This is a genomic window from Pseudomonas fitomaticsae (assembly GCF_021018765.1).
GTDB classification, from domain to species: Bacteria; Pseudomonadota; Gammaproteobacteria; order Pseudomonadales; family Pseudomonadaceae; genus Aquipseudomonas; species Aquipseudomonas fitomaticsae.
The window spans coordinates 6,014,280-6,026,806 of record NZ_CP075567.1 but is presented as its reverse complement, the minus strand read 5'-3'; the positions used below and the strand labels follow the sequence as shown (position 1 = coordinate 6,026,806).

Here is a 12,527-nt window from a genome sequence, read left to right as displayed (position 1 = left end):
GGCTTAACGTTTGCTCGAAGCCAGCATGGTGGCCTTTTCCTGGTCCATGCGAGCCATCAGCGGCTGGCTCTGCGCCAGGAAGCGGGCACGTTCGGATTTGGCGATCGGGTCGGCCATCGGCAGCTTCTGGCCCAATGGATCGACGTGAACGCCGTTGACCTGGAACTCATAGTGCAGGTGCGGCCCCGTGGACAGGCCGGTGGTACCGATATAACCGATCACCTGGCCCTGTTTGACGGTGCCGCCGGTCTTCACGCCCTTGGCGAAGCCCTGCATGTGGCCATACAGCGTACGGTAAGTGTTGCCGTGCTGGATGATCACGGTGTTGCCGTAACCGCCGCGACGGCCGGCCAGCAGCACTTTGCCGTCGCCGGCAGCCTTGATCGGCGTACCCCGTGGGGCGGCGTAGTCGACGCCTTTGTGGGCGCGGATCTTGTTGAGGATCGGGTGTTTGCGGCCCATGGAGAATTTCGAGCTGATGCGGGCGAAGTCCACCGGTGTACGGATGAACGCCTTGCGCATGCTGTTGCCATCGGCGGTGTAGTAGCTGCTGTTGCCCTGCTTGTTGGTGTAACGCACGGCGGTGTAAGTCTTGCCGCGGTTGGTGAAGCGGGCGGACAGGATCGGACCGTTGCCAACGGCTTTGCCGTTGACCACTTTCTGTTCATAGATCACATCGAACTCATCGCCTTGGCGGATATCCTGGGCGAAGTCGACGTCGTAGCCGAACACGCTGGCCATGTCCATGGTCAGGCTGTGGGACAGGCCTGCGCGGGCGGCGGACTGCGACAGAGAGCTGTTGATCACGCCGTGTACATAAGCAGTGCGGACAGTCGGTTTGGCAGTCACGCGGTTGAACACATAACCCTTGTCGTTTTTGGTCAGGGTGATGGTTTCAACGTCGCTGACCTTGCTGTGCAGGTTGGTCAGCTGGCCTTGTGGATTCAATTCGAATTCGAGTTTCTGGCCGTGTTTGAGCTGGCTGAACTGCTTGGCTTGTTTATCGCTGGCCAGCACTTCATGGACGGCCGCGGCCGGGAGGCCGACTTTCTCGAACAGTGTGGAAAGCGTATCGCCCTTGGAGACGATCACTTCCCTGTGATTTGGAGCCTTCTTTTCTTCAACTACCGGTGTCGGCGCTGGTGCGGCCTGAGCGGTTTCCTGCGTCTCTTCGGCGCTGTTTTCGATCTGCGCGAAAGGAGAGGCTACGGATTCGTTTGTGGCTTGAGCCGCGTCGGCAGCGTCTTGATCTTGTGTCAGTTGTTCAGCAGGACTTTCCAGTTCAAGGCTCAGCGTTGTCTTTTTGGCTTCAACATCACTGGATGGAAACACCAGGAGCGCCAGGCTGAGAAGGGCGGCGATCCCACTTGCGGCGAGCAGGTGGGTCTTCGGGTAAAGCGGTGGCGCTTTAGACGGTTCAGTGGTCATAAGTAATTTGACTTTGAAAAAGATGAATTGGAAAAGATGAATGACATGATGAAGATGAAATAACTGTATAAAATATAACCAAATCATCTCTGAAGCAAGTCTGCGGGCGCTCTCTCCGTGGATTGGCGTCCGTGCGCCGGGCAAACCTTGTATTTGGTGCGCGATCTTGTATGGTTGGTTCCCTTTGAATCTGAGCCTTGCGGGTCTGTTATGAAGTCGGTTGAAGAGCAGCTAGCGCTGATTAAACGTGGTGCGGAAGAACTGTTGGTCGAGTCCGAGCTGATCGAAAAGCTCAAGCGTGGCCAGCCGCTGCGAATCAAGGCCGGCTTCGATCCAACTGCGCCGGATCTGCACCTTGGTCACACTGTGCTTATTAATAAGCTGCGCCAGTTCCAGGAGCTGGGGCATCAGGTGATCTTCCTTATTGGTGATTTCACCGGGATGATCGGTGATCCTAGCGGCAAGAGCGCCACTCGCCCTCCGCTGACTCGTGAGCAGGTTCTGGAAAACGCCGAGACCTACAAGACTCAGGTGTTCAAGATTCTTGATCCGGCGAAAACCGAAGTCGCGTTCAACTCCACCTGGATGGATCAGATGGGGCCTGCAGACTTTGTTCGTCTGACCTCGCAGTACACCGTCGCTCGTATGCTCGAGCGTGACGACTTCGATAAGCGCTACACCACCAATCAGCCGATCGCCATTCACGAGTTCCTCTATCCGCTGGTTCAGGGTTATGACTCTGTAGCGTTGCGCGCTGATGTGGAGTTGGGTGGTACCGATCAGAAGTTCAACCTGCTGATGGGGCGTGAGCTGCAACGTGGTTATGGTCAGGAGGCGCAGTGCATCCTGACGATGCCGTTGCTTGAAGGTCTGGATGGCGTGAAGAAGATGTCCAAGTCGCTGGGCAACTACGTCGGTATCCAGGAAGCGCCGGGCGTCATGTACAGCAAGCTGGTCTCGATTCCCGATGCGCTGATGTGGCGCTACTTCGAGTTGCTCAGCTTCCGTTCGATGGATGAGATCAACGCTTTTCGCGCCGATGTTGAAGCGGGTGCCAATCCGCGTGATATCAAGATCAAGCTGGCGGAAGAGATTGTTGCGCGCTTCCACGGTGAAGAGGCTGCGGCCAATGCTCACCGTGGTGCGGGTAACCGGATGAAGGATGGCGAGCTGCCGGATGATCTGCCAGAGGTCGAGCTGACTGCTGCCGAGGATATGCCGATTGCTGCTGTTCTTAATAAGGCGGGCTTGGTGAAGAACTCGGCGGCTGCGCGTGACCTGCTGGCTTCCGGTGGTGTGCGTATAGATGGTGAGGTGGTTGATCGTTCCTTTATATACGTACTGGGCGCGACTCACGTTTGTCAGGCTGGCAAGAAGGCTTTTGCGCGGATTACGCTGAAATCTGAGTGAAGTTGAAATAAGGGGTTGACGGCGAATTTCAGATGTCTATAATTCGCCCCACTTCCGGCGCAGTCGAAATGAAAAACTCCTTGAGATTCAATGAGTTAAGTAGGTTTCGGCAGTGCAGGGCTTCAGTGCATCGAGGTTTGGAAGTGGCTGAAAAAGAGGTGTTGACAGCAGCGTGTAACGCTGTAGAATTCGCCTCCCGCTAACGAGAGATCGGAAGCGCAAGTGGTTGAAGTTGTTGAAGAAATCTTCGAAAGCTTCTGAAAATAATCACTTGACAGCAAATGAGGCTGCTGTAGAATGCGCGCCTCGGTTGAGACGAAAGATCTTGACCAACCGCTCTTTAACAACTGAATCAAGCAATTCGTGTGGGTGCTTGTGGAGTCAGACTGATAGTCAACAAGATTATCAGCATCACAAGTTACTCCGCGAGAAATCAAAGATGTAACCAACGATTGCTGAGCCAAGTTTAGGGTTTCTTAAAAACCCAAAGATGTTTGAACTGAAGAGTTTGATCATGGCTCAGATTGAACGCTGGCGGCAGGCCTAACACATGCAAGTCGAGCGGATGAAGGGAGCTTGCTCCTGGATTCAGCGGCGGACGGGTGAGTAATGCCTAGGAATCTGCCTGGTAGTGGGGGACAACGTTTCGAAAGGAACGCTAATACCGCATACGTCCTACGGGAGAAAGCAGGGGACCTTCGGGCCTTGCGCTATCAGATGAGCCTAGGTCGGATTAGCTAGTTGGTGAGGTAATGGCTCACCAAGGCGACGATCCGTAACTGGTCTGAGAGGATGATCAGTCACACTGGAACTGAGACACGGTCCAGACTCCTACGGGAGGCAGCAGTGGGGAATATTGGACAATGGGCGAAAGCCTGATCCAGCCATGCCGCGTGTGTGAAGAAGGTCTTCGGATTGTAAAGCACTTTAAGTTGGGAGGAAGGGTTGTAGATTAATACTCTGCAATTTTGACGTTACCGACAGAATAAGCACCGGCTAACTCTGTGCCAGCAGCCGCGGTAATACAGAGGGTGCAAGCGTTAATCGGAATTACTGGGCGTAAAGCGCGCGTAGGTGGTTCGTTAAGTTGGATGTGAAATCCCCGGGCTCAACCTGGGAACTGCATCCAAAACTGGCGAGCTAGAGTATGGTAGAGGGTGGTGGAATTTCCTGTGTAGCGGTGAAATGCGTAGATATAGGAAGGAACACCAGTGGCGAAGGCGACCACCTGGACTGATACTGACACTGAGGTGCGAAAGCGTGGGGAGCAAACAGGATTAGATACCCTGGTAGTCCACGCCGTAAACGATGTCAACTAGCCGTTGGGAGCCTTGAGCTCTTAGTGGCGCAGCTAACGCATTAAGTTGACCGCCTGGGGAGTACGGCCGCAAGGTTAAAACTCAAATGAATTGACGGGGGCCCGCACAAGCGGTGGAGCATGTGGTTTAATTCGAAGCAACGCGAAGAACCTTACCAGGCCTTGACATCCAATGAACTTTCCAGAGATGGATTGGTGCCTTCGGGAACATTGAGACAGGTGCTGCATGGCTGTCGTCAGCTCGTGTCGTGAGATGTTGGGTTAAGTCCCGTAACGAGCGCAACCCTTGTCCTTAGTTACCAGCACGTTATGGTGGGCACTCTAAGGAGACTGCCGGTGACAAACCGGAGGAAGGTGGGGATGACGTCAAGTCATCATGGCCCTTACGGCCTGGGCTACACACGTGCTACAATGGTCGGTACAAAGGGTTGCCAAGCCGCGAGGTGGAGCTAATCCCATAAAACCGATCGTAGTCCGGATCGCAGTCTGCAACTCGACTGCGTGAAGTCGGAATCGCTAGTAATCGCGAATCAGAATGTCGCGGTGAATACGTTCCCGGGCCTTGTACACACCGCCCGTCACACCATGGGAGTGGGTTGCACCAGAAGTAGCTAGTCTAACCTTCGGGAGGACGGTTACCACGGTGTGATTCATGACTGGGGTGAAGTCGTAACAAGGTAGCCGTAGGGGAACCTGCGGCTGGATCACCTCCTTAATCGACGACATCAGCTGCTCCATAAGTTCCCACACGAATTGCTTGATTCATTGAAGAAGACGAAAGAAGCAGCCCGAAATTGGGTCTGTAGCTCAGTTGGTTAGAGCGCACCCCTGATAAGGGTGAGGTCGGCAGTTCGAATCTGCCCAGACCCACCAATTTTGTGTGGGAAACGCCTGTAGAAATACGGGGCCATAGCTCAGCTGGGAGAGCGCCTGCCTTGCACGCAGGAGGTCAGCGGTTCGATCCCGCTTGGCTCCACCACTACTGCTTCTGAAGTAAGAGCTTAGAAATGAGCATTCCATCGCTGTGATGGTGAATGTTGATTTCTAGTCTTTGACTGGTTCGTTCTTTAAAAATTTGGGTATGTGATAGAAAGATAGACTGAGATCCACTTTCACTGGTGGTGATCAGGCTAAGGTAAAATTTGTGAGTTCTCTTAATTGAGAAATTCGAATTTTCGGCGAATGTCGTCTTCACAGTATAACCAGATTGCTTGGGGTTATATGGTCAAGTGAAGAAGCGCATACGGTGGATGCCTTGGCAGTCAGAGGCGATGAAAGACGTGGTAGCCTGCGAAAAGCTTCGGGGAGTCGGCAAACAGACTTTGATCCGGAGATGTCTGAATGGGGGAACCCAGCCATCACAAGATGGTTATCTTGTACTGAATACATAGGTGCAAGAGGCGAACCAGGGGAACTGAAACATCTAAGTACCCTGAGGAAAAGAAATCAACCGAGATTCCCTTAGTAGTGGCGAGCGAACGGGGACTAGCCCTTAAGTGGCTTTGAGATTAGCGGAACGCTCTGGAAAGTGCGGCCATAGTGGGTGATAGCCCTGTACGCGAAAATCTCTTAGTCATGAAATCGAGTAGGACGGAGCACGAGAAACTTTGTCTGAATATGGGGGGACCATCCTCCAAGGCTAAATACTACTGACTGACCGATAGTGAACTAGTACCGTGAGGGAAAGGCGAAAAGAACCCCGGAGAGGGGAGTGAAATAGATCCTGAAACCGTATGCGTACAAGCAGTGGGAGCAGACTTTGTTCTGTGACTGCGTACCTTTTGTATAATGGGTCAGCGACTTATTTTCAGTGGCGAGCTTAACCGAATAGGGGAGGCGTAGCGAAAGCGAGTCTTAATAGGGCGTCTAGTCGCTGGGAATAGACCCGAAACCGGGCGATCTATCCATGGGCAGGTTGAAGGTTAGGTAACACTGACTGGAGGACCGAACCGACTACCGTTGAAAAGTTAGCGGATGACCTGTGGATCGGAGTGAAAGGCTAATCAAGCTCGGAGATAGCTGGTTCTCCTCGAAAGCTATTTAGGTAGCGCCTCATGTATCACTGTAGGGGGTAGAGCACTGTTTCGGCTAGGGGGTCATCCCGACTTACCAAACCGATGCAAACTCCGAATACCTACAAGTGCCGAGCATGGGAGACACACGGCGGGTGCTAACGTCCGTCGTGAAAAGGGAAACAACCCAGACCGTCAGCTAAGGTCCCAAAGTTATGGTTAAGTGGGAAACGATGTGGGAAGGCTTAGACAGCTAGGAGGTTGGCTTAGAAGCAGCCACCCTTTAAAGAAAGCGTAATAGCTCACTAGTCGAGTCGGCCTGCGCGGAAGATGTAACGGGGCTCAAACCATACACCGAAGCTACGGGTATCACGTAAGTGATGCGGTAGAGGAGCGTTCTGTAAGCCTGTGAAGGTGAGTTGAGAAGCTTGCTGGAGGTATCAGAAGTGCGAATGCTGACATGAGTAACGACAATGGGTGTGAAAAACACCCACGCCGAAAGACCAAGGTTTCCTGCGCAACGTTAATCGACGCAGGGTTAGTCGGTCCCTAAGGCGAGGCTGAAAAGCGTAGTCGATGGAAAACAGGTTAATATTCCTGTACTTCTGGTTATTGCGATGGAGGGACGGAGAAGGCTAGGCCAGCTTGGCGTTGGTTGTCCAAGTTTAAGGTGGTAGGCTGGAATCTTAGGTAAATCCGGGATTCTAAGGCCGAGAGCTGATGACGAGTTGCCTTTAGGCGACGAAGTGGTTGATGCCATGCTTCCAAGAAAAGCTTCTAAGCTTCAGATAACCAGGAACCGTACCCCAAACCGACACAGGTGGTTGGGTAGAGAATACCAAGGCGCTTGAGAGAACTCGGGTGAAGGAACTAGGCAAAATGGCACCGTAACTTCGGGAGAAGGTGCGCCGGTGAGGGTGAAGCACTTGCTGCGTAAGCTCACGCCGGTCGAAGATACCAGGCCGCTGCGACTGTTTATTAAAAACACAGCACTCTGCAAACACGAAAGTGGACGTATAGGGTGTGACGCCTGCCCGGTGCCGGAAGGTTAATTGATGGGGTTAGCTAACGCGAAGCTCTTGATCGAAGCCCCGGTAAACGGCGGCCGTAACTATAACGGTCCTAAGGTAGCGAAATTCCTTGTCGGGTAAGTTCCGACCTGCACGAATGGCGTAACGATGGCGGCGCTGTCTCCACCCGAGACTCAGTGAAATTGAAATCGCTGTGAAGATGCAGTGTATCCGCGGCTAGACGGAAAGACCCCGTGAACCTTTACTATAGCTTTGCACTGGACTTTGAATTTGCTTGTGTAGGATAGGTGGGAGGCTTTGAAGCGTGGACGCCAGTTCGCGTGGAGCCATCCTTGAAATACCACCCTGGCAACTTTGAGGTTCTAACTCAGGTCCGTTATCCGGATCGAGGACAGTGTATGGTGGGTAGTTTGACTGGGGCGGTCTCCTCCTAAAGAGTAACGGAGGAGTACGAAGGTGCGCTCAGACCGGTCGGAAATCGGTCGTAGAGTATAAAGGCAAAAGCGCGCTTGACTGCGAGACAGACACGTCGAGCAGGTACGAAAGTAGGTCTTAGTGATCCGGTGGTTCTGTATGGAAGGGCCATCGCTCAACGGATAAAAGGTACTCCGGGGATAACAGGCTGATACCGCCCAAGAGTTCATATCGACGGCGGTGTTTGGCACCTCGATGTCGGCTCATCACATCCTGGGGCTGAAGCCGGTCCCAAGGGTATGGCTGTTCGCCATTTAAAGTGGTACGCGAGCTGGGTTTAGAACGTCGTGAGACAGTTCGGTCCCTATCTGCCGTGGACGTTTGAGATTTGAGAGGGGCTGCTCCTAGTACGAGAGGACCGGAGTGGACGAACCTCTGGTGTTCCGGTTGTCACGCCAGTGGCATTGCCGGGTAGCTATGTTCGGGAAAGATAACCGCTGAAAGCATCTAAGCGGGAAACTTGCCTCAAGATGAGATCTCACTGGAACCTTGAGTTCCCTGAAGGGCCGTCGAAGACTACGACGTTGATAGGTTGGGTGTGTAAGCGCTGTGAGGCGTTGAGCTAACCAATACTAATTGCCCGTGAGGCTTGACCATATAACACCCAAGCAATTTGAGTCGAAAGGCCAGATTGCGGTGTGTGAAGACGCAATGAACCGAAAGTTCGACGCTCACAAAACACCGAAAGCTGTCACATACCCAATTTGCTGAAGCGAGGCCATCTGGCCACGACTCAGTACCCGAATTTCTTGACGACCATAGAGCGTTGGAACCACCTGATCCCATCCCGAACTCAGAAGTGAAACGATGCATCGCCGATGGTAGTGTGGGGTTTCCCCATGTGAGAGTAGGTCATCGTCAAGATTAAATTCCGAAACCCCAATTGCGAAAGCAGTTGGGGTTTTGTTTTGTCCGCAGGAAAGTGGATTGTATGAATTCTATGCAACGGCCCGGTGCATGGCTATTATTCGGGCCTCATTCTGAGGCGAGACCTGCATGCTGACGTTGTTGAACCTTCTGAAGGATGGTCGATTCCATTCCGGTCAGGCTCTGGGTGTTGCCCTGGGAATCAGTCGAAGTGCGGTGTGGAAGCAACTTCAGCACCTGGAAGCAGAGCTTGGGTTATCCATACATAAAGTTCGAGGGCGGGGCTATCAGTTGGCCTCGCCGCTGACGCTGCTGGACTCACTCAAGATAGAGGAAAGTCTTGCTGGCTGGACTGTCAGTGTCTTCGATTCCATCGACTCTACTAATGCTGAAGCGTTGCGCGCGGTAGATCGAGGTCGGGTGGCCCCCTTTCTTATACTGGCAGAGCGGCAGAGTTCCGGGCGCGGACGCAGAGGGCGTAAATGGGTGAGTCCATTTGCCGAAAACCTTTATTACAGCCTCGTGTTGCGTATCGATGGAGGGATGCGCCAGCTTGAAGGGCTGAGTCTCGTTGTCGGTTTGGCGGTTATGCAGGCCCTGCGTGCGCTTGGGGCGGCAGGCGCAGGGCTGAAATGGCCCAATGATGTGTTGGTCGGACAAAAAAAAATTGCCGGGATCCTGTTGGAGCTGGTTGGGGATCCCGCCGACGTGTGTCACGTAGTGTTAGGCATAGGCATTAATGTGAATATGCAAGCTGCGGATGAGGTCGATCAGCAGTGGACTTCAATGCGTCTTGAGTCGGGAAAAGCTTGCGATCGCAATTTTCTGGCAGTTGAGCTGAGTAAGCAGCTACAAGTCTATTTGCAGCGTCACCAATCAGTCGGTTTCTCCGCGCTTCAGGCGGAATGGGAGGCGAACCACTTGTGGCAAGGACGGCCGGTTTCTCTCACTGCGGGTGTCAATCAGGTAGATGGTGTAGTGCTGGGGATCGATAATCAAGGCGCGCTTCGGCTGAAGGTAGATGGTGTGGAAAAGGTCTTTAGTGGTGGTGAGCTCAGCTTGAGGTTGCGTGATGATTCTTGAGCTCGATTGTGGAAACAGCTTTATCAAGTGGCGTGTGCTGCGCGTTGAGGCGGGCGGATTGATCGCGGAAGGTGTGGTCGACTCTGATGGGGCATTAGTTGACGGTCTTCGATCGCTTAAGAACGTGTCTCTCGATAGATGCCGCCTTGTCAGTGTAAGAACTGAAGATGAGACTAGCTTGCTGATTGGCTTGCTCAAGCATGAGTTCGGCGTTTCCGTTGTCTGTGCTGCGCCCGCTCGCGAGATTTCCGGCGTAAAGAATGGTTACGACGACTATGAGCGCCTTGGTCTCGATCGCTGGCTGGCGATGCTTGGTGGTTTTCACCTGGCTAAAGGGGCTTGTCTGGTTCTTGATTTCGGGACAGCAGTGACCGCCGATTTTATCTCTGCGGACGGTGAGCATCTGGGAGGCTTCATTTGTCCCGGCATGCCGCTAATGCGTAATCAGCTGCGTACCCATACTCGAAAAATTCGCTACGGAGATCTCGCGGCGGAGCGGGCATTGACGAGCCAGGCTCCGGGGCGCAACACAGCTGAGGCGGTAGAGCGTGGGTGTTCGTTGATGCTCAGGGGGTTCGTGTTGACGCAGTTGGAGATGGCGCGTTCCTACTGGGGGAATGACTACAGTGTCTTCATTACGGGCGGAGATGCAGAGCTGGTCTCGGATATCGCGCCTGCGGCTCGGGTTGTTTCCGATTTGGTGTTCGTGGGTTTGGCTATGGCGTGTCCTTTGTCCTGAGGTTTGTATGCGTTGGTTGTTCCTTCTGCTTTTGGTACTCAATGTGTTTTATTACGTCTGGCATCAGCAGGAGGCCCCGCTACGCGCAAAGGATGTCACGCCGCTCAGTCTTTATCGTGGCTCGCAACAGGATATTCGCCTGTTGAGTGAGGCTGGTGGTGACGCTTCCCGTGAAAAAAAGACTGGGGGAAAGTCTGATGGGCAGTGCCTTTATGTAGGTGGTTTGGCGCGCCCCGAGTCCGCTCAGGCGTTGGAGCAGCGTTTGACGGAGCTTGGAGCAAAAGCTCTTCCTTCGTCAAAAGAGTCTTCCGGCGGCTCATATTGGTTCCAGATTACGCCCGAAACCCAGCGTTTGCTGGGTGATGCTCAGCTACAAAACCTTTCCAAGGAATTCAATGAGTTAAAACATAAAATAATGCTGTGCGAGGGGGTTGCACCTACTGAATAGTTTGCATAGAATGGCGCCCGCTCCACAGCGAAGACCTGAAAAGGTAGCAGCGGCGGGGTGGTGTCAATGCAGCTAACCTCAGGTTTTTAAATGAGAAAATGCTTGACAGGGGTTCGGCATAGTATAGAATGCCGGCCTGATTAGGAGGGGTTCCCGAGCGGCCAAAGGGATCAGACTGTAAATCTGACGTCTACGACTTCGAAGGTTCGAATCCTTCTCCCTCCACCAGATTTTAGCGTGAGCTGCAGGCTCCGCGGGTATAGTTTAGTGGTAGAACCTCAGCCTTCCAAGCTGATGATGCGGGTTCGATTCCCGCTACCCGCTCCAAGTTTGCAGGTTGTGCAAAGTGTTACGCTCTTGTAGCTCAGTTGGTAGAGCACACCCTTGGTAAGGGTGAGGTCAGCGGTTCAAATCCGCTCAAGAGCTCCATATAACAAGGCAGATATGAAAATATCTGCCTTTGTTTTAATGGCTTGTGTTGTTTGCTCAATTTCTTCTGTTAGGGGTGATATCGATGGCTAAGGAAAAATTTGATCGTTCCCTGCCGCACGTCAACGTTGGCACCATCGGTCACGTAGACCACGGTAAGACCACGCTGACCGCTGCTCTGACTCGCGTCTGCTCCGAAGTTTTCGGTTCGGCCGTAGTTGAATTCGACAAGATCGACAGCGCTCCAGAAGAAAAAGCTCGCGGTATCACCATCAACACCGCGCACGTTGAGTACAACTCGAACATTCGTCACTACGCTCACGTTGACTGCCCAGGTCACGCTGACTATGTGAAGAACATGATCACTGGTGCTGCGCAGATGGACGGCGCGATCCTGGTTTGCTCGGCCGCTGATGGTCCGATGCCACAAACCCGTGAGCACATCCTGCTGTCCCGTCAGGTAGGCGTTCCTTACATCGTGGTTTTCCTGAACAAGGCTGACCTGGTAGACGACGCTGAGCTGCTGGAACTGGTTGAGATGGAAGTTCGCGACCTGCTGTCCACCTATGACTTCCCAGGCGACGACACTCCGATCATCATCGGTTCGGCTCGTATGGCGCTGGAAGGCAAAGACGACAACGAAATGGGCACCACCGCTGTCAAGAAGCTGGTGGAAACTCTGGACAGCTACATCCCAGAGCCAGAGCGTGCTATCGACAAGCCATTCCTGATGCCAATCGAAGACGTGTTCTCGATCTCGGGTCGCGGTACTGTTGTGACCGGTCGTATCGAGCGCGGTATCGTTCGCGTTCAAGACGCCCTGGAAATCGTTGGTCTGCGTGACACCGCCACCACCACCTGCACCGGTGTTGAGATGTTCCGCAAGCTGCTGGACGAAGGTCGTGCTGGCGAGAACTGCGGCGTTCTGCTGCGTGGCACCAAGCGTGACGACGTTGAGCGTGGTCAGGTTCTGGTCAAGCCGGGTTCGGTTAAGCCGCACACCAAGTTCACCGCAGAAGTTTACGTTCTGAGCAAGGAAGAAGGCGGCCGTCACACTCCGTTCTTCAAAGGCTACCGTCCACAGTTCTACTTCCGTACTACTGACGTGACTGGTAACTGCGAGCTGCCAGAAGGCGTTGAAATGGTAATGCCGGGTGACAACATTCAGATGACTGTTACACTGATCAAAACCATCGCGATGGAAGACGGTCTGCGTTTCGCAATCCGTGAAGGTGGTCGTACCGTTGGTGCTGGCGTCGTAGCCAAGATCATCGAGTAAACAGTTGTA

Annotated in this window: 6 protein-coding genes, 5 tRNA genes and 3 rRNA genes; 13 read left to right on the top strand and 1 reads right to left on the bottom strand. The window is 53.4% G+C overall.

The window, feature by feature from the left end; genetic code table 11:
- Nucleotides 1-3: 3 nt before the first annotated feature.
- Nucleotides 4-1,428: a peptidoglycan DD-metalloendopeptidase family protein gene (locus KJY40_RS27400; protein ID WP_207984110.1), complete on the bottom strand. Its 1,425-nt coding sequence runs from the start codon at nucleotides 1,426-1,428 to the stop codon at nucleotides 4-6.
- A gap of 210 nt (nucleotides 1,429-1,638) precedes the next feature.
- On the opposite strand from KJY40_RS27400, the gene tyrS reads away from it, so the two are divergent.
- From tyrS to tuf, 13 genes are all read left to right on the top strand, one after another.
- Nucleotides 1,639-2,838: a tyrosine--tRNA ligase gene (gene tyrS / locus KJY40_RS27395; RefSeq protein ID WP_230733812.1), complete on the top strand. Its 1,200-nt coding sequence runs from the start codon at nucleotides 1,639-1,641 to the stop codon at nucleotides 2,836-2,838.
- A 496-nt stretch (nucleotides 2,839-3,334) separates the two neighbouring features.
- Nucleotides 3,335-4,871, top strand: a 16S ribosomal RNA gene (locus KJY40_RS27390).
- Between the two features lie 81 nt (nucleotides 4,872-4,952).
- Nucleotides 4,953-5,029 (top strand) — tRNA-Ile (locus KJY40_RS27385).
- 30 nt (nucleotides 5,030-5,059) lie between these two features.
- Nucleotides 5,060-5,135: transfer RNA gene (locus KJY40_RS27380), tRNA-Ala, on the top strand.
- 244 nt (nucleotides 5,136-5,379) lie between these two features.
- Nucleotides 5,380-8,270, top strand: a 23S ribosomal RNA gene (locus tag KJY40_RS27375).
- 151 nt (nucleotides 8,271-8,421) lie between these two features.
- Nucleotides 8,422-8,537: ribosomal RNA gene (gene rrf, locus KJY40_RS27370) — 5S ribosomal RNA — on the top strand.
- Together the 16S, 23S and 5S rRNA genes with 2 tRNA genes alongside form the textbook arrangement of a ribosomal RNA operon.
- Before the next feature lie 132 nt (nucleotides 8,538-8,669).
- The gene (gene birA / locus KJY40_RS27365; protein ID WP_230733811.1) at nucleotides 8,670-9,623 is read left to right on the top strand and encodes a bifunctional biotin--[acetyl-CoA-carboxylase] ligase/biotin operon repressor BirA; all 954 of its coding nucleotides are present in this window, start codon (nucleotides 8,670-8,672) and stop codon (nucleotides 9,621-9,623) included.
- The gene (locus KJY40_RS27360) at nucleotides 9,613-10,362 is read left to right on the top strand and encodes a pantothenate kinase (RefSeq protein WP_230733810.1); all 750 of its coding nucleotides are present in this window, start codon (nucleotides 9,613-9,615) and stop codon (nucleotides 10,360-10,362) included. Before birA ends, KJY40_RS27360 begins: the two co-directional genes overlap by 11 nt.
- 7 nt (nucleotides 10,363-10,369) lie before the next feature.
- Nucleotides 10,370-10,810 (top strand): hypothetical protein, encoded by a 441-nt coding sequence (locus KJY40_RS27355; RefSeq protein WP_230733809.1) that lies wholly within the window; start codon nucleotides 10,370-10,372, stop codon nucleotides 10,808-10,810.
- 143 nt (nucleotides 10,811-10,953) lie between these two features.
- Nucleotides 10,954-11,038, top strand: a tRNA-Tyr gene (locus KJY40_RS27350).
- 25 nt (nucleotides 11,039-11,063) lie between these two features.
- A tRNA-Gly gene (locus KJY40_RS27345) sits at nucleotides 11,064-11,137 on the top strand.
- 26 nt (nucleotides 11,138-11,163) lie between these two features.
- Nucleotides 11,164-11,239: transfer RNA gene (locus KJY40_RS27340), tRNA-Thr, on the top strand.
- An 85-nt stretch (nucleotides 11,240-11,324) separates the two neighbouring features.
- Nucleotides 11,325-12,518: an elongation factor Tu gene (gene tuf / locus KJY40_RS27335; RefSeq protein ID WP_064382246.1), complete on the top strand. Its 1,194-nt coding sequence runs from the start codon at nucleotides 11,325-11,327 to the stop codon at nucleotides 12,516-12,518.
- The last annotated feature ends 9 nt before the right edge of the window (nucleotides 12,519-12,527 follow it).

Bases quoted from the DNA above. Each gene is read 5' to 3' on its own strand.
- tuf (WP_064382246.1), top strand. From the start codon at position 11,325: ATGGCTAAGGAAAAATTTGATCGTTCCCTGCCGCACGTCAACGTTGGC.
- KJY40_RS27355 (WP_230733809.1), top strand. From the start codon at position 10,370: ATGCGTTGGTTGTTCCTTCTGCTTTTGGTACTCAATGTGTTTTATTAC.
- tyrS (WP_230733812.1), top strand. From the start codon at position 1,639: ATGAAGTCGGTTGAAGAGCAGCTAGCGCTGATTAAACGTGGTGCGGAA.
- birA (WP_230733811.1), top strand. From the start codon at position 8,670: ATGCTGACGTTGTTGAACCTTCTGAAGGATGGTCGATTCCATTCCGGT.
- KJY40_RS27400 (WP_207984110.1), bottom strand. From the start codon at position 1,428: ATGACCACTGAACCGTCTAAAGCGCCACCGCTTTACCCGAAGACCCAC.
- KJY40_RS27360 (WP_230733810.1), top strand. From the start codon at position 9,613: ATGATTCTTGAGCTCGATTGTGGAAACAGCTTTATCAAGTGGCGTGTG.